Raw genomic sequence first — 22,283 nt, forward strand, 5'->3', positions numbered from 1 at the left:
CTGGTGGGGTCGTCAGCGGGGGATGCGGGTAGTCTCCATGTCGCACACTCGACCGGCGTCGCCGCGGGCCACCTGACTGTCGTGAGGAAGGCGCGATTCTAGCAGTCCCTGCCGCGTCAGTCCGCCCCCGCCGCGGCACGACGCGCCAACCATGCCCCGCCCCACGCGGGCCGATCCTCCGCATCGCCGGCCCCACCAGGCCCCGACACCCGGGGCTCGTCCTGCTGCGGCGCGTCAAGCCCGCCCCTGCAGCCGGTGCCATGATGCCCGCGTCATCCCGTCGCCCGGCGCCCATGACCGTCAAAGGCCGCCCCACCTCGCTCGACATCGCCCATCTGGCCGGCGTCTCGCAACCCACCGTCTCCCGCGCATTGCGCGGCAACCCGATGGTCAATGCGGACACCCGCCGCCGGATCCTGGCCATCGCCGACCAGCTCAACTACAAGGTCGACAAGAACGCCTCCAACCTGCGCTGCCAGCAGTCCGGCACGCTGGCACTGCTGTTCTTCGAGGATCCGGCACCCGACGACTCGCTGATCAATCCCTTCTTCCACTCGATGATGGGGTCGATCACCCGTGCCTGCGCCCGCCGTGGCTACGACCTGCTGGTGTCGTTCCAGCAGTTGTCCGACGACTGGCACGCCGATTACGAGGACAGCAAGAAGGCCGACGGGCTGATCCTGCTGGGGTACGGCGATTACCTGCAGGCACGGACGCGGCTCGAGCAACTGGTCCGCCAGGGCACCCACTTCGTGCGCTGGGGTGCGGCCCTGCCGGACCAGCCGGGCATCGCGATCGGCTGCGACAATTTCCAGGGCGGCCACGCCATGACCCGCCACCTGCTGGACGGCGGCCGACGCCGCATCGCCTTCCTCGGCGACGCATCGCCGCGCTATCCCGAATTCCGCGAGCGATACCGGGGACATGTCCAGGCGCTGCAGGACGCCGGCCTCGGCGCGGACGCCGGCCTGCAGGTGGACGCGATCTCGTCCGAGACCGCAGGCGGCGATGCCGTCCGCGCCCTGCTGGATGCCGGCGTCGGTTTCGACGCGGTGTTCGCGGCCAGCGACCTGATCGCGATCGGCGCCATGCGGGCGCTCGCGGCGCGGGGCCTGCAGATCCCGGCCGACGTGGCGGTCGGCGGGTTCGACGATATTCCGATGGCCGCCATGGTCGCCCCCGGGCTGACCACCGTGCAGCAGGACACCCGTGCCGCCGGCAGCCTGCTCGTGGACACCCTGATCGACGCCATCCGCGGACAGGCCTGCGGCCACCACAGCCTGCCCGTGCATCTGGTCGCCCGCGGCTCGACGACGACGTGAAGGCGGCCGGGCTTGCCGCCCTGCGGCGCACGGAAATAGAATTGATTCTCATTCTGTAACGTCAGCCGCGTTGCAGGAACCCTCAGCCATTCCGTCCCAGCGCGCCGCCACGCGCGCCCTCGGATAGCCAGCCCACATCGCGTCCGCAGCGCGCGCGTCCGTGCGCCTGTCTGGTTATCGAGGCATCCATGCCGAATCCACCGTTGCCGTCCGCCTTCCGCGGCCACCGCCTGCTGCCGCTCGCCATCGCCGCCGGCCTCGCGCTCCCCGCCGCCGTCCATGGCCAGGCCCCCGATCCCGCACGCACGCTGGACGCCGTGGTGGTCACCGCACCGATCGCGCGCGCGGCCGGCTCGGCCACCAAGACCGACACGCCGCTGCTGGAGATCCCGCAGTCGATCTCGGTGATCGACGCGCGCCAGATGCGCGACCGCGGCGTGCAGGGCATCGACGAGGCGGTGTGGTACACCGCCGGCACCCAGGGCGCCGCCTTCGGTCCCGATCCGCGCACCGACTGGCTGCTGGTGCGCGGCTTCGCGCCGGCACGCTACCTGGACGGCCTGGCCCTGCCGGACGGCTCCAGCACCGGCATCACCCGGATCGAACCCTACGGCCTGGAGCGGGTCGACGTGCTCAAGGGCCCGGCGTCGGTGAACTACGGCGCGATGCCGCCGGGCGGCATGCTCAACTACACCAGCAAGCGGCCGACGGCGGATGCGTTCGGCGAGGTCGAACTGCAGGGCGGCAGCCACGACATGCGCCAGGCCGCGCTCGATCTCGGCGGCCCACTGGATGCCGACGGTGTCTGGCGCTACCGCCTGACCGGCCTGGCCCGCAACAGCGACGACGTGGTCGATTTCGTCCACGACGACCGTTACTACATCGCCCCGGCGCTCACCTGGCAGCCCGACGCCGACACTTCGCTGACCCTGCTGGGCCGCTGGCAGCACGCCGACACCATGGCCGGCGGCGGCTTCCTGCCGGCCGAAGGCACCCTGCTTCCCAACCCTAACGGGCCGATCCCGGTCAATCGCTACACCGGCGAGCCCGGCTGGAACCGTTACGACCGCACCGACGCCTCGTTCGGCTACGCGTTCGAGCACCACTTCGGCGACGGCACCCGCGTGCGCCAGAACCTCCGCTACGGCAGCAGCGAGGTGGCGCCGTCGACCACCGTCGGCGCGCTCGGCCTGCTCGAAGACCAGCGCAGCCTGTCGCGTTACCTGTGGGCGACCGCGGAGGCCTCGCGCACCTTCGGCGTTGACAACCAGATCGAGTTCTCGTTCGGCGACCGCGTCCAGCACACGGTGCTGGCCGGCCTCGATCACCGCCGCTCCCGCAATACCTACGCCTCGGCATTCGTGATCAGCGATGCCGACGGCAACCCCGCCGTCGCCCCGCTGGACCTGTTCGATCCTGTGTACGGCAGCCCGGTGGTGGTGCCCGACTACACCAGCGACGTGCGCCAGGTGCAGCGCCAGACAGGCCTCTACGTGCAGGACCAGATCCGCGCCGGCCGCTGGGTGCTGAGCATCGGCGGACGCCACGACTGGGTCGGCACCGACACCACCGAGCGCCTCGGTGCCGGCAGCCGCGCCCACCAGAGCGACGACCGCTTCTCCGGCCGTGTCGGCGTGAACTACGTATTCGACAACGGCTTCGCGCCTTACGTGGGCTATTCCGAATCGTTCCAGCCCACCATCGGCAACGAACATCCCGAGCGCGGCGGTCGCGCCTTCGTACCGACCACCGGTGCCCAGGTCGAGGCGGGGCTGAAGTACCAGCCGGCGCATGGCCGCGCGCTGGCGACGCTGGCGCTGTACGAGATCACCCAGGAGAACACCCTCACCGTCGATCCCGACCACACCTTCTTCCAGGTGCAGCAGGGCGAAACACGGGTCCGTGGCGTCGAACTGGAGACCCGCTGGAACGTGGCGCCGAACTTCAGCGTGCACGCCGCCTACGCCTACATCGACTCCGAGATCACCCGCAGCAACGAGGCGGCCGCACTCGGCGCCGAGATTCCGCTGCAGCCGCGAACGAGCGCATCGGCCGGCTTCGACTACACCTTCGTCAGCGGGCCGCTGACCGGCTTCGGCTTCGGCGGCGGCGTACGCTACGTCGGCGCCCACTACGGCGATCTGTACAACGAATGGCGCACGCCGAGCTACACCCTGTATGACGCGGCCCTGCATTACGACACCGGCCCGTGGCGCTTCCAGCTCAATGCGCAGAACCTCACCGATCGCGAGTACGTGAGCGCCTGCAGCAGCGCCGCGTGGTGTTACTACGGCTTCCCGCGCCGGGTCACCGCGAGCATCCGCTACCAGTGGTGAGACCCGCCGCGGGCACCGCAACGGTGTCCGCCGTACTGCACCGCCGCTGAGGCGACCGCGAGCGCCCGCCCCCGGACGGAACGTGTGTCTGCAGTCGCCCGGCGGGACGGGCGCTGCGCAGGCGCCGGACCCTCAGTCCACCGCTGCAGGTGCGGGCGTTGCACTGGCGCTGCCCTTCGCGGCCGCCTGCAAGCTCCGCAGCCGTCGCCGGCCGTCTGCATCCAGCGGCGTGTCGAGCAACAGCACACGCACGCCGTGCGCCGGGACGTCCAGGGTCGCGTCGTCGTCGAGCACCACATCGCCGGCGTCGAGTCCGTCGCGCCACGCGCCTGCCTGCAAGACCTGCCCGAGGGCGAGCGGGCGCGGCGTATCGCCCTTGTTGAGCGCGACCAGCGCGGTCTGCGCCACGCCGTCATGCTCGTAGACGCGGTAGAACACCGCGTCGTCTCCCGCCAGACGCACGTTCGCCTGCAGCCCACGCTGCAGGGCGATGCTGTCGCGGCGCAGCTGGCCGATCCGGGTGAGCTGGCGGTGGATGGCATGGGTCGGCGCGGCATCCACGCGTGCCTGACCGAAGTAGGCACGATTGCCCGCATGCTCGGCGCGCCCGCGCATGAAGCCGGTTTCCGAACCGTAGTAGATCACCGGGATACCGCGTGCGGTGAACAGCCAATGGTGCGCATCGATGAATCCGGCATCGCTGGCGTCCATGCGCGGCATGTCGTGGTTGTCGTAGAAGGTCGCCAGATCGTAGGGATTGGCGTACGGGCCTTCGTCGAGGTACAGCGGCTCGACCAGACGTTCGAAGCCCTCGCCCTCGGCGAACACCGCCTCCATCGCCGCCTTCATCGGAAAGTCCAGCACGCTGATGCCACCGTTTTCCGGCAGCGTGTGCTCGGCGATACGCGCGGCGTCGAAATCGAATGCCTCGCCGAACATGAAGAAGCCCGGTCGGCGCGCACGGATGCGATCGGCGAAGGCCTTCCAGAACGCATGCGGCATCCAGGCGATGGTGTCGATGCGAAAGGCATCCGCCCCCTGGTCGATCCACTGCTCGTAGGCGCCGGCGAGGTAGTCCAGCACCTCGGGATTGGCCGCATCGAAATCCGACAGCTGGGCCAGATTGCCGTCGAAGATCGAGCCCTGCTCGGCGTCGACGACGCCGGTCGGGTTGTAGAACGCATGCAGCGGATTGCCGGCGGGGTCGAGGTCCTGCGGCGCCAGGTTCTGGTGGTCGGCGATCAATCCCCCGTCGGCATCGAACACCTGGCCATAACCCGGCTGCGCGACCGGCATCGTCCACGATGGCGAGCCATGGTTGCCGACGATGTCGAGCACCGTCTTCAGGCCGGCCGCGCGCAGGCCGTCGGTAAGGCCGCGGAAGTCGAGATCGGCGCTGGGCAGGTGTTCGTCGACGCGATAGAAGTTGGTGCCCCAGTAGCCGTGGTAGCCGGTCTTGCCGCGGTCGGTCAGCGAGCTGCCGCAGCTGATCGGGTCGCCGCCGGTGAAGGCCTCGTCCGGGTTGTCGACGATCGGGGTGATCCAGACCGCGCCGAAGCCCATGTCGTGAATGTAGCCGGCGTTGTCGAGCAGGCCGCGGAAGTCGCCGCCGAGATACCCGACGTTGCCGTCGATGCCGTCTTCGCAGCGGATCGGCAGGTCGAAGGTCGGGTGCGCACCGCCCTGGTCGCGGTGGTCGTTGTCCGGATCGCCGTTGACGAAGCGGTCGGTGACCACGAAGTAGATCGCGTGCTCGGCGAACGGCTCCAGAGTGCCGTAGAGCGAACCCGCATCGGGGGCGCCCGGCGCACCTGCCGCAGCCGCCGTCTCCGTCGTTTCGCCCGTCCCCTGGCCGGGCGCGCCGCCGCAGGCCGACAGCGCGAGGGCCACGCACAGGCCCAGTGTCGCGCGCATCCGTCCGCGACGCGTCATGCCGCCGCCTCCGCATCGGCGCTCGGCTCCGGCACGCGCAGCACGCAGAGACCGGCGAGCACGAGGCTCGCGGCACCGAGCGCGAGCGCCATGATCGGCTGATTGCCGAACGCCAGCTTCAGCAGCACGCCCAGCACGCTGGCCGCGACCAACTGCGGCACCACGATGAAGAAATTGAAGATGCCCATGTAGATGCCCATTTTTTCGGCGGGAAGACTGTCGGACAGCAGCGCGTACGGCAGCGACAGGATCGAGGCCCAGGCGAAGCCCACGCCGACCATCGACAGCAGCAGCCACTGCGGATCGCGGATGAAGAGGAACGAGAGCAGGCCGGCTGCACCGAGCCAGACGTTGACCAGGTGACCGACGCGCAAGCCCACCCGGCGCACCACCCACGGGATGACGATCGCCGCCAGCGCCGCGAATCCGTTATAGGCGGCGAACAGCACGCCGACCCAGTTGGCGCCGTCGTTGTAGGCGGCCGACTGCGGATCGCTGCTGCCGAAGTGGGTGGCCGCCACCGCCGGCCCGGCATAGATCCACATCGCGAACAGCGCGAACCACGAGAAGAACTGCACCAGCGCCAGCCGTCGCATGGCGCCGGGCATCGCCTGCAGGTCGCCGAGGATGGTGGTGACCATGCCGTCGGCGCCCGGACGCGCGAACACCAGCAGCGCCAGCCCGTAGGCGACGGCCACGCCGGCCAGGATGTACAGCTGCGGGTCGAGCGAGAAGCCGGCGATCGCCAGCGCGGCCAGCGTGCCGGTCGCGCTCCAGGCCATGCCGTTGCGGCGGCTGCGCACACGGTCCAGCGGCGCCTGCCGCAACGGCGGCGCGGTGTCGTGCGCGCGCAACACCTCGGGCGGGTACTCGCGCGTACGCAGCACGGTCCAGCCGATCGCCAGGAACATCACCCCGCCGCCCAGATAGAACGCGTACTTCACCGTGTCGGGCACCTCGCCCGCCGCGGCGGTGTTGGCGACACCGGCATGCGCCAGCAGCCAGGGCAGCATGCTGGCGATCACCGAGCCGATCCCGATGAAGAAGCTCTGCATCGCGAAGCCCATCGGCCGTTGCCGCGGCGGCAGCTGGTCGCCGACGAAGGCACGGAACGGTTCCATCGACACGTTGATCGACGCATCCAGGATCCACAGCGTGCCGGCGGCGATCCACAGCGCCGGCGAGTTGGGCATCACGAACAATGCCAGCGAGGCGAAGATCGCACCGAACAGGAAGTACGGCCGGCGCCTGCCCAGCGGCGTCCAGGTGCGGTCGGAGAGATAGCCGACGATGGGCTGCACGATCAGCCCGGTCAGCGGCGCGGCGATCCACAGCAGCGGAATCTGCTCGATCTCCGCGCCCAGGGTCTGGAAGATCCGGCTGACGTTGGCGTTCTGCAACGCGAAGCCGAACTGGATGCCGAGAAAACCGAAGCACATGTTCCAGATCTGCCAGAACGTGAGCTGGGGTTTCGGACTCATGCGTCGGGCACTCCGGGTGCGATACGGATGGGGGCGACGAAGCCGATCGCCGCGGTCACGTCATCCTAGTGGGCGGTGCGGGTGCAGCACCGCACCCGCATACGTATTCATGCCGTCGGCACCGCCGCGGGCGTCGTCAGCAGCAGGCCGCGCATGAAATAGTGGCGCCCCCGACATCCGGGCACGACGCCCCAGCAGCAGGCCGAGGACACGATGACCACACCCTGGTGGCGCGGCGCGGTGATCTACCAGATCTACCCGCGCAGCTTCCGCGATACCGACGGCGACGGCGTGGGCGACCTGCCGGGCATCGTCGAGCGGCTCGACCACATCGCCTCGCTGGGGGTGGACGCGATCTGGGTCTCGCCGTTCTTCCGTTCGCCGATGCACGACTTCGGCTACGACATCGCCGACCAACGCGACGTCGATCCGATGTTCGGCACCCTGGCCGACTTCGACGCGCTGCTGGCCAGGGCGCACGCGCTCGGCCTGAAGGTGATGATCGACCAGGTCTTCAGCCACACCGCCGCCGAGCATCCCTGGTTCCTGGAAAGCCGCGCCTCGCGCGACAACCCCAAGGCCGACTGGTACGTGTGGGCCGACGCCCGCGACGACGGCACCCCGCCCAACAACTGGCTGTCGATCTTCGGTGGCCCGGCCTGGCAGTGGGAACCGCGCCGCGGCCAGTACTACCTGCACAACTTTCTCGCCAGCCAACCCGACCTGGATTTCCACAACCCCGCCGTCCAGGACGCCACGCTCGACTACGTGCGCTTCTGGCTCGACCGCGGCGTCGACGGCTTCCGCCTGGATTCGATCAATTTCTGCTTCCAGGATCGGCAGTTGCGCGACAACCCGCCCAAGCCCCCGGCGCTGCGTACCGGCCGCGGCTTCAGCGCCGACAACCCCTACGCGTTCCAGTACCACTGGTACAACAACACCCAGCCGGAGAACCTGCCGTTCCTGGAGCGCCTGCGCACCCTGCTCGATGCTTATGGCGACAGCTGCGCGCTGGGCGAGATCTCGTCGGAGGACTCGCTGGCGACCACCGCCGAATACACCCGGCCCGGCCGTCTGCACATGGGCTACAGCTTCGAGCTGCTGACCGACGACTTCAGCGCCGGCTACATCCGCGACACCGTGCAGCGGCTGGAAGACGCCATGGGCGACGGCTGGCCGTGCTGGGCGATCTCCAACCACGACGTGGTCCGCGCGGTCACGCGCTGGGGCGGCGCCGATGCCGACGACGCCTTCGCCCGGCAGATGGTCGCGCTGGTGTGCACGTTGCGTGGCTCGGTCTGCCTGTACCAGGGCGAGGAGTTGGGCCTGCCGGAAGCCGACGTGCCCTACGAAGCGCTGCGCGACCCGTACGGGCTGGCGTTCTGGCCCAACTTCAAGGGCCGCGACGGCTGCCGCACCCCGATGCCGTGGACGGGCGACCCGGATGCCGGGTTCTCCAGCGGCACGCCGTGGCTGCCGGTCCCCGAGGCACACCGCGCGCGCAGTGTGGCCGCACAGGAGGCGGACCCGCATTCGGTGCTCGCGCATACGCGCCGCTTCCTGCAGTGGCGGCGCACACAGCCGGCACTGCGCCTGGGCGACATCGTCTTCCTCGATGCGCCGGAACCTGTGCTGGCGTTCGAACGCCGCACGCATGAGGCCACATGGCTGATCGTCTTCAATCTCTCCCCCGTCTCCGTCGCCTGGGCGCCGACGGAAATCGCGGGTCTCGCGGCCGTCGACGGTCACGGCCTGCCGATGGGCGACATCGACGGCGCATCGCTGCGTCTGCCACCGCACGGGCTGTACATCGCGCGGCGCTCGGTGCAACCGGGCTGAGCCGGATTCGCTGGGCGCGCTCGCCGCTCACGGGCCGGGCCGGATTCGCGGCGACCGGATGACGGTCAACGGCCGGAACGACCTTTGCTGTCGCAGCGGCGGTCGGCGCTGATCGGGGGTGATATCGCCGTCACCGTCGCCGGCTCCATGGGCCAGCGCTGCATCCGTGCAGGCGCGACCCCGACGCGACGGCACGCGTGCGCGCACGCGCCATCCGGCAGCGCCGCGCGGAACACCGGCGCCAGGCGCCCCAACGACCAGGCACCGAGGCGATGCCGGCCACGCCGTATCGGCCCGAACCCGAGCATCGCCTCCGCCCACGGCGGCAACAGCGCCGCACCCGCTCCGATGAACAGGCCACGCAACGCCACCGCCCCCGGCACCGGAAGCCGGATGCGCCGCAGCACGGCCAGCACCTCCCGCGAACGCGCATCGACGCGCAGCGTCGGCCTCACCTGCTCGAAATACGCGTCGACCGCGGCGCGATCGCCGGGCACATCGCGCGCACCCAGCGCTTCGGCGACGCGACGCACCTCGTCGTAATAGCGGTCCGCCATCGCATCGGGCACCTCGATGCCGCCGTAGGCCCGGAACCCGTGCAGGAACGCATAGGCCTCGGTCGTGTGCACCCAGGTCAGTAGATCGGGATCGTCGGCGGCATAGGGCTCGCCGTCGGCCGTGCATCCGCGCACCTGCGCGTGGATCGCCGCGACCCGCGCGATCAAGCGGTCCGCCTCGGCGCGTCCCGCATACGTGGTGCCGGCGATGAAGGCAGTGGTGCGGCGCAGGCGACCGACCATGTCGCGACGGAAATCGGAATGGTCCCAGACACCGGCCAGCGCGCGCGGGTGCAGGGTCTGCATCATCAGCGCGCACAGCCCACCGGCGAGCATGCCCGGGAAGTCCCCGTGGATGCGCCAGGTCGCACTGTCCGGCCCGAACAGGCCGGGATCGCCCCCCGGCCGGTCGTAGTCGATGCCGCTCTGGCCGCGCGGGAACACGCGCAGCACCGCGGCCCGCGCGGCGGCGCTGAAGGGAGTGGCGCCACGTCCGGATCCGGAGCCCATGGCCCATGCTAGCGCGCCGTGGTCGCGGATCATGGCGCCGAGGCGTCGCCACACTCGCGCACACCGCTTCGCATGCCCTGGTTCCGACGCGCGTGAAATACCTTCATGTGCGTCCCGGAGGCCCTTACGCCCGCCGGGCACGGCTGCACCCCTGCCGCCCCCCGACGGAAGCGCGTCCGGGGCGGCGCCCGGTCCCTCCGCACCGCATGCATGCCATGAATACGTATGCAGCGCGCGCTGCATGCGCGCACCCCGCTCTACCATGGCCGCGCACCATCGGCTGCAGGCCCGACACACCAGACCAAAGCGGTCGCCGCCGTTCGGACATCACCTTCGGGAGGGGGATATGCGCAAGCTCGATCGCAAGCTGCTGTGCGTGGCGTTGTCGTCGGCCATGTGGATGGTCGCGGCACAGGCCCAGGAAACACCCACGACGTCCGACGCACTACCTCCGGCCGGACCCGCGAGTGCAGCGGACGCCGACATGCAGGAGCTCGACCGCGTGCAGGTGACCGGCATCCGCCGCGGCATCGAGAACGCCATCGCGGTCAAGCGCGACAGCAGCTCGATCGTCGAGGCGGTCTCGGCCGAGGACATCGGCAAGCTGCCGGACGTGAGCATCGCCGAATCCATCGCCCGCCTGCCCGGCCTGTCCGCGCAGCGCGTGGCCGGCCGTGCCCAGGTGATCAGCGTGCGCGGCCTGTCGCCGGATTTCGCGACCACGCTGCTCAATGGCCGCGAGATGGTCAGCACCGGCGACAACCGCAGCGTGGAGTTCGACCAGTATCCGTCCGAGCTGGTCAGCGGCGTCACCGTCTACAAGACGCCCGACGCCGGCCTGATCGGCCAGGGCCTGTCCGGCACGCTGGACATGCAGACCGCACGTCCGCTGAGTTTCGACGAGCGCGTGATCGCGGTCAGCGGCCGTCTGCAGCACAACTCGCTGGGCTCGGCCGCCGGTACCGATGCGATGGGCCACCGCATCAACGCCAGCTACATCGACCAGTCCGCCGACCGGCGCTTCGGATTCTCGATCGGCTATTCGCATTCCGACATGCCCCTGCACGAAGAGCAGGTCGGCCTGTACGAGCCGTGGCAGGCGGTGGGCGCGGGCGAGCGCCCGGGTGTGGCCGAGGGCACCTATTTCGCCGACGGCATCAAGGCGTTGCGGCGGGTCGGCAACATCCGCCGCGACGGTGTGATGGCGACGCTGCAGTTCCGCCCCTCCAACGCCTGGACCAGCACCCTCGACCTGTTCCACTCCGAAGCCGAGCAGACCGACACCGCCCATCAGTTCGAAGTGAATCTCGGCGACTACAACGGCGGCTACACGCCCGGCCTGCAGATCACCGATCCGGAGGTCAACGACAACGGCAGTTTCACCGGCGGCGTGGCCAGCGGCGTCTATCCGTTGGTGCGCGGCATGTACAACGAGCGCAAGGACGAGATCAACGCCTTCGGCTGGGGCAACGAATTCAACCTCGGCCAGGTGCGGTTGCTGGCCGACGTGAGCTGGTCCAAGGCGCGGCGCAACGAACTCGGCCTGGAGAACAACACCCAGCTGGCGCCGATGCCGCAGCTCGACACGGTCGGGCTGCACTATCGCCGCGACGGCTTCTCGCAGATCAGGCCCGGGCTGGACTACTCCAACGCGGACACGCTGTTCCTCACCGAGACGATCTACGGCTCCGGCTACGGCAAGACACCGAGCGTGGTGGACGAACTCGCCGGCCTGCGGCTGGCCGCCTCGCTGCCCGCGCCGCAGGCGACGGGCTGGCTGTCGGACATCGATATCGGCATCAACTACGCCGACCGCAGCAAGACCAAGCGCCAGCCCGAGGGCAACATCCTGCTCGGTGCCCAGGGCGACACCACCATCGGCCCGGACCTGCAGCTCGGCCATGTCGATCTCGGCTTCGCCGGCATCGGCCTGATCCCGGCCTGGAACGTACCCGGCGCGGTCGGCCGCTACATGCTCTTCGATCCGGTCGACGACCTGTCCTATCTGGTGCCCAAGGCCTGGCGCGTGAACGAGGAGATCGCCACCGGCTTCCTGCGCGCCAACATCGACACCCAGTGGGGCACGGTGCCGGTGACCGGCAACATCGGCGTGCAGGTCCAGCGCGTGGATCAGTCCTCACGTGCGAACTACTGGGACGGCACCCAGCCCGAGGGCAGCAACGTGCAGCCGTTCGAGGACGGCAAGCGGTACACCGAGGTGCTGCCCAGCCTGAACCTGGCGTTCCAGTTCGCCCACGACCAGACCTTGCGTGTGGCGGCCGCCCAGCAGGTGGCCCGTCCGCGTGTGGATCAGTTGCGCGCGGCATTGGAGTTCGGAGTGGACACGTCGACCGGTCGCCCCGGCGGCGCCGGCGGCAACCCGCAGCTCGATCCGTGGCGCGCGAATGCGTTCGACATTTCCTACGAGAAGTATTTCGACGGCCAGGCGTATGTGGCGGCGGCATTCTTCTACAAGGATCTGAAGAGCTACATCTACACCCAGACCCGCGACGGCTACGACTTCTCCGATCTGCTCGCCGACTTCGAGCCGCAGCCGGGCTCGGCCCCGGTGCAGGCCATCGGCGATTTCAGCGCGCCCTACAACGGCAATGGCGGCACCTTGCGAGGCCTGGAGCTGACGGCGTCGCTGCCGTTCGAGCTGTTCAGCGAACGCGTGCGCGGCTTCGGCATCGTCGCCAGCGCGAGTTTCAACGATTCCGACATCAGCATCCGCGATCCGGAAAGCGCGTCGAGCGTGGGCGACGGCGACATCAGCCTGCCCGGCCTGTCCGACCGGGTCTACAGCCTGACCGCGTATTACGAGCGGGGTGGCTTCGAGGCCCGTGTGAGCCAGCGCCGGCGCTCGGACTTCATCGGCGAGATCGGCAACTTCGACGGCAACCGTACGCTGCGCTACGTGGTCGGCGAGAACATCACCGATGCGCAGATCGGCTACACCTTCGCCGACACAGGCGCGTGGTCCGGCCTGAGCCTGCTGCTGCAGGTCAGCAATCTCACCGACGAGGCCTACCAGACCTACGCCGGCACCCGCGACCGCCCGCTGGAGTACCTGAAATGGGGCCGGACCTATCTGCTGGGGCTCAACTACCGGTTCTGAGGGGGCGCTTCATCGGGGTGATTGCGGCACGCAGGCGCAGCGCGTCGGTCTTCTGGCGATTCGCTCATTCGGCATCGGGCGTTTGCACCAAGGCAGCCCTCGGCGGGAGCATGACCTTTGGCTGGCCCGGCGACGGAAGAGAGAACCGCGCTCGTTGCAGGGGGGCATGCTCCCCGCAGCGCTTCGCAACGACGTGACCTGAGGGGCCTCGCCGGAACCGGCAGCCTCCTCGCGCGAATGTCCCCCGGCCGCCGCCATGCGGCGACGGCCTCCTCCTTGATTTCGCCGAGAAGGCCGCCGGTTCCGACGAAGCTTCGGCGTGCGGAACGAGGCGGACACCGCTGTTTCATGCGCTGCCGGGAATGTGTTCCGGCGGGGGGCCTGGACGACCGTGAAAGTGACCGGCTTTCAGGCGCCAGCCGATATCGAAGAACGTACGGCGCGAGTCGAGTCGCCTGGCATGACGACTGCCACTCCCCAACCCCGCATGATTCCCAGACGTTCAAGAATCGAAGCGCGGGCGACCCGGCGACGGTACCCGCTGGATCCGCAAGCCCACCCCCGTCGTGGCCGGTGGGCCATTGCGCGACATCAAGGAGGAGGCCATCGCCGGATGGCGGTGACCGGGGAACATTCGCAGCAAGGGCCTGCCGGCTACGACGGGGCCCATCAGGTCGCGACGCAGAAAAACGAAGCGACACATCCAGGCATTCGCCGTCGCCACCCCGTCGGGAGAAGCACAAAAAACGGCGGCCCAGAGGCCGCCGTCATTCTCCGCAACCGGGCGCTGCGCGCGATCAGGTCCGGTAATTCTGCTTGCGGTTGATCGCCAGCGCGATCGCGGTGCACACCGCACCCGACAGCAGATACGCGCCCAGCCATGCCAGCCCGTAGTTCACGCACAGCCACAGCGCCACCAGCGGGGCGAAGGCCGCGCCGATCAGCCACGCCAGGTCGGAGGTCAGCGCCGCACCCGTGTAGCGGTAGCGGCGACCGAAGTTGGCCGTCACCGCACCGGCCGCCTGACCGTAGGACAGGCCCAGCAGCACGAAACCGATCAGCACGAACGCCGACTGCCCCACATTGCCCGCATCCAGCAGCGTTGGCGCGAAGCCGCTGAACATCGCGATGGCCAGCGCCAGACCGCCCAGCGTGCGCGCGCGGCCCACCTTGTCGGCGATGTAGCCCGAAGCGATCACCGCGCCGGCCGCCAGGAACGCCCCGACGATCTGCACCATCAGGAAGCTCGAGATCGACTGGTCTGAGAACATCACGATCCACGACAGTGGGAAGATCGTCACGATGTGGAACAGCGCGTAGCTGGCCAGCGCGGCGAATGCACCGATGAAGACGTGCCGGCCCTTTTCGCGGAACAACTCGCGCACCGGTGTCGGCGCCAGTTCGAGCTGGCCCATCTGGCTCTGGTACTCGTCGGCCATCACCAGCCGCAACCGCGCGAACAGCGCCACCACGTTGATCGCGAACGCCACGAAGAACGGATAACGCCAGCCCCAGTTGAGCAGGTCTTCCTCGTTCAGGCTCACGTACAGGAACGCGAAGACCGATGCGGCGATGATGAAACCGACCGGCGCACCGAGCTGTCCCAGCATCGAATACCAGCCCCGGCGCTCCTTCGGCGCATTCAGCGCGAGCAGCGACGGCAGCCCGTCCCAGGAACCGCCCAGGGCCACGCCCTGCAGCGAACGGAACACGCCCAGCAGCACGATGGCCGTGGCGCCCAGCGTCGCGTAACCCGGCAGGAACGCGATGCCGGCCGTGGCGGTGCCCAGCAGGAACAGCGCGACGGTCAGCTTGACGCCCTGCCCCCAGCGCGTCTGGATCTTCATGAACAACACCGTACCCAGCGGCCGCGCCAGGAACGCCAGCGCGAAGATCGCGAACGAGGCCAGCGTGGCCTCGAAGCGGTCCAGGAACGGGAAGAAGATCGCCGGGAAGATCAGCGCCGAGGCGATGCCGTAGACGAAGAAGTCGAAGTACTCGGAGGCGCGGCCGATCACCACGCCCACGGCGATCTCGCCGGGCGCGATGTCGTGGCCCGCCTTGGTACCGTGGTCGTGGTCGGACAGGGTGGCGTCTGGATGTACGGACATCGGCTCGGTTTCGGCTTGCAGGAAAACGGGAGGACGGCGGGTGCAGTCCCGCCAGCGTCGGCAAGTGTCGCAGTCCCGGCGCGCGCGCGCGATGGGACAAAACGTCCAATCGCCCCCGGGGCCGCTCGACACTAAAGTCCCGGGGATTCGTGTCATCCGGCCGCTAGACCCTCATGACCCTTCCCAGGACCCTCCTGCGTATCGTCTCCGCCCTCGGGCTGGCCGCGCTGCTGGCAGGCTGCAATCTCCTCGTCTTGTCCCCGCCCGGCGATATCGCCGCGCAACAGGGCAACCTGATCATCGTGTCCACGGTGTTGATGCTCATCGTCATCGTGCCGGTGATCTTCCTGACCTTCTGGTTCGCCTGGCGTTACCGGGCCTCCAACCGCAAGGCCAAGTACACCCCGGACTGGGACCACTCCACCCAGCTGGAGCTGGTGATCTGGGGCGTGCCGCTGCTGATCATCATCGCGCTGGGCGCGGTGACCTGGATCAGCACCCACCTGCTCGACCCCTACCGGCCGCTGGACCGCATCGACGCCAACCGGCCGGTGCCCGCGGAAATGGAGCCGCTGGAGATCCAGGTGGTGGCACTGGACTGGAAGTGGCTGTTCATCTATCCGGAATACGGCGTGGCCTCGCTGAACGAGGCGGCGGCCCCGATCGACCGCCCGATCAAGTTCAGCATCACCTCGTCGTCGGTCATGAACGCGTTCTACGTGCCCGCCCTGGCCGGCATGATCTACGGCATGCCGGGCATGCAGACCACCCTGCATGCGGTGATGAACAAGCCCGGTGACTACGAAGGCTTCTCGGCCAACTACAGCGGCGCCGGCTTCTCGCACATGCGCTTCCGCTTCCACGGCCTGGAAGAGGGCGATTTCGACAACTGGGTCGCGCAGGCGCGCGAAGAAGGCACCAGCCTCGGCCGCACCGAGTACCTGGAACTCGAGAAGCCCAGCCAGCGCGAGGCCGCGCGTCATTTCGCCAGCGTGGACAGCAGCCTGTTCGATGCCATCGTCAACCGCTGCGTCGACATCGACCGCCTGTGCATGGACCAGATCATGGCGCTCGACGCCGCCGGCGGCCTCGGCCTGCGCGGCCTGGACGCGCTCGCACTGCCCAGCCAGGGCGATGCCCGCTCCGGCCCGTACATCACCGCGGGCGTGTGCACGGTGGAAACCGTCGCCCCGCTGCTGTCGTCCGTCGTCGGCGGTCTGCAGGCGCCCTGACGCCCGCACCCGTCGCCCTTAAGCGTTACCCGGAACTCCTCGATGTCTTCTGATTACGGCGCATTGCCCCACTCCCCCGTCCTGGGCCGCATCGGCTGGGATTCGATTCCCATGCTGCACGACCCCATCGTCATGGCCGCCTTCGTCGGCACCGTGATCGCCGGCGTCGCCATGCTCGCGGTGATCACCAAGTACCGCCTGTGGGGCACCTTGTGGAAGGACTGGTTCACCAGCATCGACCACAAGAAGATCGGCATCATGTACATGGTGCTGGGCCTGGTGATGCTGCTGCGCGGCTTCGCCGACGCGCTGATGATGCGCCTGCAGCAGGCGATGGCGTTCGGCGACAACATGGGCTACCTGCCGCCGCACCACTACGATCAGATCTTCACCGCCCACGGCGTGATCATGATCTTCTTCGTGGCGATGCCGCTGGTCACCGGCCTGATGAACTACCTGGTGCCGCTGCAGATCGGCGCGCGCGACGTCGCGTTCCCGTTCCTCAACAACTTCAGCTTCTGGATGACCACCGCCGGCGCGATGCTGGTGATGGTGTCGCTGTTCTTCGGCGAGTTCGCCGCCACCGGCTGGCTGGCCTACCCGCCGCTGTCGGGCATCGGCTTCAGTCCGGGTGTGGGTGTCGATTACTACATATGGGCGCTACAGATCGCCGGTGTCGGCACATTGCTATCGGGCGTCAACCTGCTGGTGACCATCATCAAGATGCGCGCACCGGGCATGGATCTGATGAAGATGCCGGTGTTCACCTGGACCTCGCTGTGCACCAACGTGCTGATCGTGGTGTCGTTCCCGGTGCTGACCGCGGTGCTGGCGCTGCTGACCTGCGATCGCTATCTGGGCACCAACTTCTTCACCGCTGATCTTGGCGGCAACGCCATGATGTACGTCAATCTGATCTGGATCTGGGGCCACCCGGAGGTCTACATCCTGATCCTGCCGCTGTTCGGCGTGTTCTCCGAGATCGTGTCCACCTACTCCGGCAAGCGCCTGTTCGGCTACTCGTCGATGGTGTACGCGACGGTGGTGATCACCATCCTGTCCTACCTGGTGTGGCTGCACCACTTCTTCACCATGGGCTCGGGCGCCAGCGTCAACTCGTTCTTCGGCATCACCACGATGATCATCTCGATCCCGACGGGCGCGAAGATCTTCAACTGGCTGTTCACCATGTACCGCGGGCGCATCCGCTTCGAGGTGCCGATGCTGTGGACGCTGGGCTTCATGGTGACGTTCGTCGTCGGCGGCATGACCGGCGTGCTGCTCGCCGTGCCGCCGGCCGATTTCGTCCTGCACAACAGCCTGTTCCTGGTCGCGCACTTCCACAACGTGATCATCGGCGGCGTGGTGTTCGGCCTGTTCGCGGCCATGACCCACTGGTTCCCGAAGGCGTTCGGCTTCAAGCTCGACGACTTCTGGGGCAAGGTCTCGTTCTGGTTCTGGCTCACCGGCTACTGGTTCGCCTTCACCCCGCTCTACGTGCTGGGTCTGATGGGCGTGACCCGCCGCATGAGCCACTTCGAGGACCAGTCGCTGCAGATCTGGTTCGTCATCGCCGCGTTCGGCGCGGTGCTGGTCGCCATCGGCATCGCCGCGTTCCTGTTCTGCATCTACATCAGCTTCCGCCGTCGCGAGCAGCTGCGCGACCACACCGGCGATCCGTGGGACGGCCGCACGCTGGAATGGTCCACCTCGTCGCCGCCGCCGGATTACAACTTCGCGTTCACTCCGGTCGTGCACGACAACGACGCCTGGTCGGACATGAAGGCGCGCGGGTTCGAGCGGCCCACCAGCGGGTTCAAGCCGATCCACATGCCCAAGAACACCCCGGCGGGCGTGGTGCTGTCGCTGCTGAGCACGATCTGCGGCTTCGCCCTGATCTGGCACGTGTGGTGGCTGGCGGGCGTGGCGCTGGTGGCGATCGTGGGCTACACGATCTGGCACAGCTTCGATTACAAGCGTGACTACTACATCCCGGTCGAAGAGGTCGCCGCCACCGAGCAAGCGCGCACCGAGCAACTGAGCAAAGCCCATGTCTGAGCCCATCGCCCTGACCCGTGAGGACGGCACGCCCGTCTTCCTGGACACCGAGAACAAGCACCACCCCGAGAACGCCACGCTGCTGGGCTTCTGGCTGTACCTGCTCAGCGATCTGATGATCTTCGCCTGCCTGTTCGCCACCTACGGCGTGCTCGGTCGCAACTACGCGGCCGGCCCCTCGGGTGCGGACCTGTTCGATCTCAATCTGATCGCGGTCGCCACCGCGGTGCTGCTGATCTCGTCGATCACCTACGGCTTCGCGATGATCGCGATGCAGAACCGCCGGAAGAAGGCGGTGATCGGCTGGCTGGCGCTCACCGGCCTGCTCGGCGTGGGCTTCCTGGCCATCGAGATCTACGAGTTCATGCACCTGATCCACCTGGGTGCGGGCCCGCAGCGCAGCGCGTTCCTGTCGGCGTTCTTCGCCCTGGTCGGCACCCACGGCCTGCACGTGCTGTTCGGTGTCGTCTGGCTGGTGGTGTTGTGCGTGCAGGTCAACAAGTACGGCCTGACCCGCGCCAATACCCGCCGCATCGCCTGCCTGTCGATGTTCTGGCACTTCCTCGACGTCGTGTGGATCGGCGTCTTCACCTTCGTCTACCTGATGGGAGTCCTGCCATGAGTGCGCACAGCGGACACGGCGGAAGCGACCACGGCACCCTGGACCCGCCCGAGAACCACCACGACCACCTCGAAGACGGCATCCCGCACGCCTCGGCCAAGGACTACATGGCCGGCTTTATTCTGTCGGTGGTGCTCACCGTCATCCCGTTCTGGCTGGTCATGGCCGACGTGGTGCCCAACTCCACCGTCGCCGCGGTGGTGCTGCTGAGCTTCGCCGCCGTGCAGGTGGTGGTGCACATGGTCTACTTCCTGCACATGAACGCGAAGTCCGAGGGCGGCTGGAACCTGCTCGCGCTGATCTTCACCGTGGTACTGGTGGTCATCGTGCTGGCGGGCTCGTTGTGGGTGATGCACCACCTCAACACCAACATGATGCCCGAGGCGCACGACATGGAAGAGATGCTGCGCAACCTGCAGCAGCAGTGATGACGGGACCGGCCGCCCCCGCCGTGGATGCACGGCCGCGCCGGCCGGTCCTGCGTATCGTGTTCGCCGCGGCACTGGCCGCGGCCTTCGTGGGGTTCGTCGCGCTGGGGATCTGGCAGGTGCAGCGGCTGGCCTGGAAGCAGGACCTGATCGAACGTGTGGACGCCCGCATCCACGCCGCGCCCGAGGCGCCCCCGCCACGCTCGGCCTGGGCGGCGCTCGATGAAGACGACGCCTACCGCCGCGTGCACCTGCGCGGCGAGTACCTGCCCGTCGACGAGGCGCGCACCCAGGCGGTGACCGAGATCGACGGCGGCTGGTGGCTGCTCGCCCCGTTGCGCACCGAAGACGGCGATATCGTGCTGGTCAACCGCGGCTTCGTGCCGCTGGGCGAGGACGCCGCACCGCCGCCTGCGGGGCCTGTGGAGGTCACCGGTCTGCTGCGCATCACCGAGCCCGGTGGCGGCTTCCTGCGCAGCAATGACCCGGCCGAAGACCGCTGGCACTCGCGCGACGTCGCCGCCATCGGTCAGGCGCGCGGGCTGGACGCAGCCGCGCTGGCGCCCTATTTCGTCGACGCCGAACGCGACCCGGCCATGCGCGGGTGGCCGCGCGGCGGCATGACCGTGGTGCGGTTCCGCGACCACCACCTGCAGTACGCGCTGACCTGGTTCGCCATGGCCCTGCTGACCGTGGTCGCCGGCGGCTGCCTGGTCGTGCTCGACCGCCGTTTGCGGCACCATCGTCGGTCTCCCGGAGAGACCCATGCCGCATCCGACCCCGGACCGTCCCCACCCCGCTGACACCGCCGCCGGCGACGACGGCATCGCCGCCGATGTGATCGCGGACGTTCTGCCCCGCCCCGATGGCCTGAGCGCACACCGCGACCGGGCCGGCCTGCGCAACATGCAGCAGCTGGTGCAGTTGCGCTGGATCGCCGTGGTGGGTCAGGTCGCGGCCATCCTCGTGGTGCATTACGGCCTCGGCATCGACCTGCCGCTGCAGGCGATGTTCGCCGTGCTCGGCGTGCTCGTGGTGTTCAACCTGATCAGCCTGGCCTGGTGGCACGGCCGCAGCCGGATCGCCGGCGGTGCGCTGTTGCTGGCGTTGCTGGTGGACATCGGCTCGCTCACCGCGCAGCTGTATCTCAGCGGCGGCATCACCAATCCGTTCGTGTTCCTGTACCTGCTGCAGGTCGCGCTGGGCGCGGTCCTGCTGCGCTCGCCCGCCAACTGGATGCTGGCCGCCGCCACCGCGCTGTGCGTGGTCGGCCTGGTGGTCTTTCCCGGCCCCACGGCGATTCCGGTCGATCCCGGCCGTGGCCTCGCCGATCCCTACGTACAGGGCCTGCTGATCTGCTTCCTGCTGATGGCCACCCTGCTGGTGGTGTTCATCGCCCGCATCGGCCGGATCCTGCGTGACCGGACCATGCACCTCGCCGCCCTGCGCCAGCGCGCGGCCGAGGAGGAACACGTCGTCCGCATGGGCCTGCTGGCCTCCGGCGCCGCCCACGAGCTCGGAACACCGCTGTCGACGCTGTCCGTGATCCTGGGCGACTGGCAGCACCTGCCCGCGTTCAGATCGGACGCCGAACTGCTGGCCGACGTGAAGGAGATGCAGACCCAGGTCCTGCGCTGCAAGGCGATCGTCACCAATATCCTGCTTTCCGCCGGCGAGACCCGCGGCGAGGCCCCGGCCCAGACCACGCTCCACGCGTTCCTGGACAACCTCGCGGACGAATGGGCCGCGTCGCGCCCGACACCGGAATTCGCCTACCGCAGCCGTTGCGACGCCAACCCTGCGATCGTCTCCGACACCGGCCTTCGGCAGATGGTGTTCAACGTGCTCGACAACGCGCTCGAGGCCTCGCCCGACCATGTGACCCTCGATGTGTCCTGCCGCGACAGCGATCTGGTCATCGAGGTGACCGACACCGGACCGGGCTTCATCGACGACGTGCTGCGACGCCTGGGCACGCCCTACAATTCGAGCAAGGACCGCCCGGGCGGCGGCCTCGGCCTGTTCCTGTCGGTCAACGTCGCCCGCACACTGGGTGGACGCCTGTCCGCCCGCAACCGCCCGGAGGGCGGTGCCGTGGTGACCGTGGTGCTGCCGCTGTCGTCGCTGGCGCTGCCTGCCGAGGAGCACGACGATGACGACTGACCGCCGGCTGCTGCTCGTCGAGGACGACGCCGCCTTCGCCCGTACCCTGACCCGCTCGTTCGAGCGCCGCGGCTACACCGTGCGCACGGCCGTCAGCGACGAGACCCTCGACACGCTGCTGTCCGAGTACACCCCGACCCACGCCGTGGTGGACCTGAAGCTCGCCGGCGGCGCCTCCGGCCTGTCCTGCGTGAAGATCGTGCACGAGCAGGTGCCCGCGGCCCTGATCGTGGTCCTGACCGGCTACGCCAGCATCGCCACCGCGGTGGAGGCGATCAAGCTCGGTGCCTGCCATTACCTCGCCAAGCCGTCGAACACCGACGACATCGAAGCCGCCTTCGAGCGTGCCGAGGGCAGCGTCGACGTCGAACTGACCGCGCGGAAGACCTCGATCAAGACGCTGGAGTGGGAACACATCCACGAAACCCTGGCCGAGACCGGTTTCAACATTTCCGAAGCCGCACGTCGCCTGGGGCTTCACCGGCGCACGCTGGCCCGCAAGCTGGAGAAGCGGCGAGTGAAGTGAGGGCGGACCGCGACCGCCACGGCGTGCGGCCGCGCCCGACCACGCGCC

Annotated in this window: 15 protein-coding genes; 11 read left to right on the top strand and 4 right to left on the bottom strand. The window is 68.6% G+C overall.

The genetic code is table 11. From position 1 onward, the window contains the following. Window positions 1-293 precede the first annotated feature (293 nt). Together RG19_RS10640 and RG19_RS10645 are read left to right on the top strand one after the other, a co-directional pair. Entirely contained in the window at window positions 294-1,322 is a 1,029-nt protein-coding gene (locus tag RG19_RS10640) for a LacI family DNA-binding transcriptional regulator (RefSeq protein WP_058835244.1), read from the top strand. A 188-nt stretch (window positions 1,323-1,510) separates the two neighbouring features. Continuing rightward, window positions 1,511-3,658, top strand: coding sequence for a TonB-dependent siderophore receptor (locus tag RG19_RS10645; RefSeq protein ID WP_058835245.1), 2,148 nt, complete (start codon window positions 1,511-1,513; stop codon window positions 3,656-3,658). 132 nt (window positions 3,659-3,790) lie between these two features. Here RG19_RS10645 and RG19_RS10650 read toward each other — a convergent pair whose 3' ends face one another. Continuing rightward, complete coding sequence (locus RG19_RS10650; RefSeq protein ID WP_202905375.1) at window positions 3,791-5,572, bottom strand: alpha-amylase family glycosyl hydrolase; 1,782 nt, start codon at window positions 5,570-5,572, stop codon at window positions 3,791-3,793. Window positions 5,573-5,586: 14 nt separating this feature from the next. Beyond that, window positions 5,587-7,071 carry an MFS transporter gene (locus RG19_RS10655; RefSeq protein ID WP_058835246.1) on the bottom strand — a complete coding sequence of 495 codons (1,485 nt, stop codon included), beginning with the start codon at window positions 7,069-7,071 and terminating at the stop codon, window positions 5,587-5,589. A gap of 213 nt (window positions 7,072-7,284) precedes the next feature. Between RG19_RS10655 and RG19_RS10660 the strand changes: the two genes are divergently transcribed. Next, window positions 7,285-8,910, top strand: a complete 1,626-nt coding sequence (locus RG19_RS10660) for an alpha-glucosidase family protein (protein ID WP_058835247.1) — start codon at window positions 7,285-7,287, stop codon at window positions 8,908-8,910. Between the two features lie 65 nt (window positions 8,911-8,975). On the opposite strand, the gene RG19_RS10665 is transcribed toward RG19_RS10660, so the two are convergent. Next, window positions 8,976-10,010 carry an oxygenase MpaB family protein gene (locus tag RG19_RS10665; RefSeq protein WP_425599698.1) on the bottom strand — a complete coding sequence of 345 codons (1,035 nt, stop codon included), beginning with the start codon at window positions 10,008-10,010 and terminating at the stop codon, window positions 8,976-8,978. 313 nt (window positions 10,011-10,323) lie between these two features. Between RG19_RS10665 and RG19_RS10670 the strand changes: the two genes are divergently transcribed. Continuing rightward, entirely contained in the window at window positions 10,324-13,095 is a 2,772-nt protein-coding gene (locus RG19_RS10670; RefSeq protein WP_058835249.1) for a TonB-dependent receptor, read from the top strand. Window positions 13,096-13,892: 797 nt separating this feature from the next. Here the strand turns inward: RG19_RS10670 and RG19_RS10675 are convergent. Next, entirely contained in the window at window positions 13,893-15,206 is a 1,314-nt protein-coding gene (locus RG19_RS10675) for an MFS transporter (RefSeq protein WP_058835250.1), read from the bottom strand. A 173-nt stretch (window positions 15,207-15,379) separates the two neighbouring features. Here RG19_RS10675 and cyoA point away from each other — a divergent pair, with 173 nt between their 5' ends. Genes cyoA through RG19_RS10710 form a run of 7 tightly spaced genes read left to right on the top strand, consistent with a single transcriptional unit; the run spans window position 15,380 to window position 22,235 of the window. Next, entirely contained in the window at window positions 15,380-16,438 is a 1,059-nt protein-coding gene (gene cyoA / locus RG19_RS10680) for a ubiquinol oxidase subunit II (protein ID WP_058835251.1), read from the top strand. Window positions 16,439-16,480: 42 nt separating this feature from the next. Further along, window positions 16,481-18,496 carry a cytochrome o ubiquinol oxidase subunit I gene (gene cyoB / locus RG19_RS10685; protein WP_058835252.1) on the top strand — a complete coding sequence of 672 codons (2,016 nt, stop codon included), beginning with the start codon at window positions 16,481-16,483 and terminating at the stop codon, window positions 18,494-18,496. Further along, window positions 18,489-19,118 (top strand): cytochrome o ubiquinol oxidase subunit III, encoded by a 630-nt coding sequence (gene cyoC / locus RG19_RS10690; RefSeq protein WP_058835253.1) that lies wholly within the window; start codon window positions 18,489-18,491, stop codon window positions 19,116-19,118. The genes cyoB and cyoC overlap by 8 nt, the downstream gene beginning before the upstream one ends. Beyond that, window positions 19,115-19,546, top strand: a complete 432-nt coding sequence (cyoD, locus tag RG19_RS10695) for a cytochrome o ubiquinol oxidase subunit IV (RefSeq protein WP_058835254.1) — start codon at window positions 19,115-19,117, stop codon at window positions 19,544-19,546. Before cyoC ends, cyoD begins: the two co-directional genes overlap by 4 nt. Continuing rightward, complete coding sequence (locus RG19_RS10700; RefSeq protein ID WP_058835255.1) at window positions 19,546-20,349, top strand: SURF1 family protein; 804 nt, start codon at window positions 19,546-19,548, stop codon at window positions 20,347-20,349. The genes cyoD and RG19_RS10700 overlap by 1 nt, the downstream gene beginning before the upstream one ends. Further along, a complete protein-coding gene (locus RG19_RS10705; protein ID WP_082672610.1) occupies window positions 20,312-21,709 on the top strand; it encodes an ATP-binding protein in 1,398 nt (465 codons plus the stop codon). The genes RG19_RS10700 and RG19_RS10705 overlap by 38 nt, the downstream gene beginning before the upstream one ends. After that, window positions 21,699-22,235, top strand: a complete 537-nt coding sequence (locus RG19_RS10710) for a response regulator transcription factor (RefSeq protein WP_058835256.1) — start codon at window positions 21,699-21,701, stop codon at window positions 22,233-22,235. The genes RG19_RS10705 and RG19_RS10710 overlap by 11 nt, the downstream gene beginning before the upstream one ends. Window positions 22,236-22,283 lie beyond the last annotated feature (48 nt).

Origin of the sequence: Luteimonas abyssi (assembly GCF_001482195.1) — a bacterium.
GTDB classification, from domain to species: Bacteria; Pseudomonadota; Gammaproteobacteria; order Xanthomonadales; family Xanthomonadaceae; genus Luteimonas; species Luteimonas abyssi.

Excerpts from the sequence above, each read along its gene's own strand:
- RG19_RS10650 (WP_202905375.1), bottom strand. The coding sequence starts at position 5,572 with ATGCGCGCGACACTGGGCCTGTGCGTGGCCCTCGCGCTGTCGGCCTGC.
- RG19_RS10660 (WP_058835247.1), top strand. The coding sequence starts at position 7,285 with ATGACCACACCCTGGTGGCGCGGCGCGGTGATCTACCAGATCTACCCG.
- cyoB (WP_058835252.1), top strand. The coding sequence starts at position 16,481 with ATGTCTTCTGATTACGGCGCATTGCCCCACTCCCCCGTCCTGGGCCGC.
- RG19_RS10670 (WP_058835249.1), top strand. The coding sequence starts at position 10,324 with ATGCGCAAGCTCGATCGCAAGCTGCTGTGCGTGGCGTTGTCGTCGGCC.
- RG19_RS10645 (WP_058835245.1), top strand. The coding sequence starts at position 1,511 with ATGCCGAATCCACCGTTGCCGTCCGCCTTCCGCGGCCACCGCCTGCTG.
- cyoD (WP_058835254.1), top strand. The coding sequence starts at position 19,115 with ATGAGTGCGCACAGCGGACACGGCGGAAGCGACCACGGCACCCTGGAC.
- RG19_RS10675 (WP_058835250.1), bottom strand. The coding sequence starts at position 15,206 with ATGTCCGTACATCCAGACGCCACCCTGTCCGACCACGACCACGGTACC.
- cyoC (WP_058835253.1), top strand. The coding sequence starts at position 18,489 with ATGTCTGAGCCCATCGCCCTGACCCGTGAGGACGGCACGCCCGTCTTC.
- cyoA (WP_058835251.1), top strand. The coding sequence starts at position 15,380 with ATGACCCTTCCCAGGACCCTCCTGCGTATCGTCTCCGCCCTCGGGCTG.
- RG19_RS10700 (WP_058835255.1), top strand. The coding sequence starts at position 19,546 with ATGACGGGACCGGCCGCCCCCGCCGTGGATGCACGGCCGCGCCGGCCG.
- RG19_RS10640 (WP_058835244.1), top strand. The coding sequence starts at position 294 with ATGACCGTCAAAGGCCGCCCCACCTCGCTCGACATCGCCCATCTGGCC.
- RG19_RS10705 (WP_082672610.1), top strand. The coding sequence starts at position 20,312 with ATGCCGCATCCGACCCCGGACCGTCCCCACCCCGCTGACACCGCCGCC.
- RG19_RS10710 (WP_058835256.1), top strand. The coding sequence starts at position 21,699 with ATGACGACTGACCGCCGGCTGCTGCTCGTCGAGGACGACGCCGCCTTC.
- RG19_RS10665 (WP_425599698.1), bottom strand. The coding sequence starts at position 10,010 with ATGATCCGCGACCACGGCGCGCTAGCATGGGCCATGGGCTCCGGATCC.
- RG19_RS10655 (WP_058835246.1), bottom strand. The coding sequence starts at position 7,071 with ATGAGTCCGAAACCCCAGCTCACGTTCTGGCAGATCTGGAACATGTGC.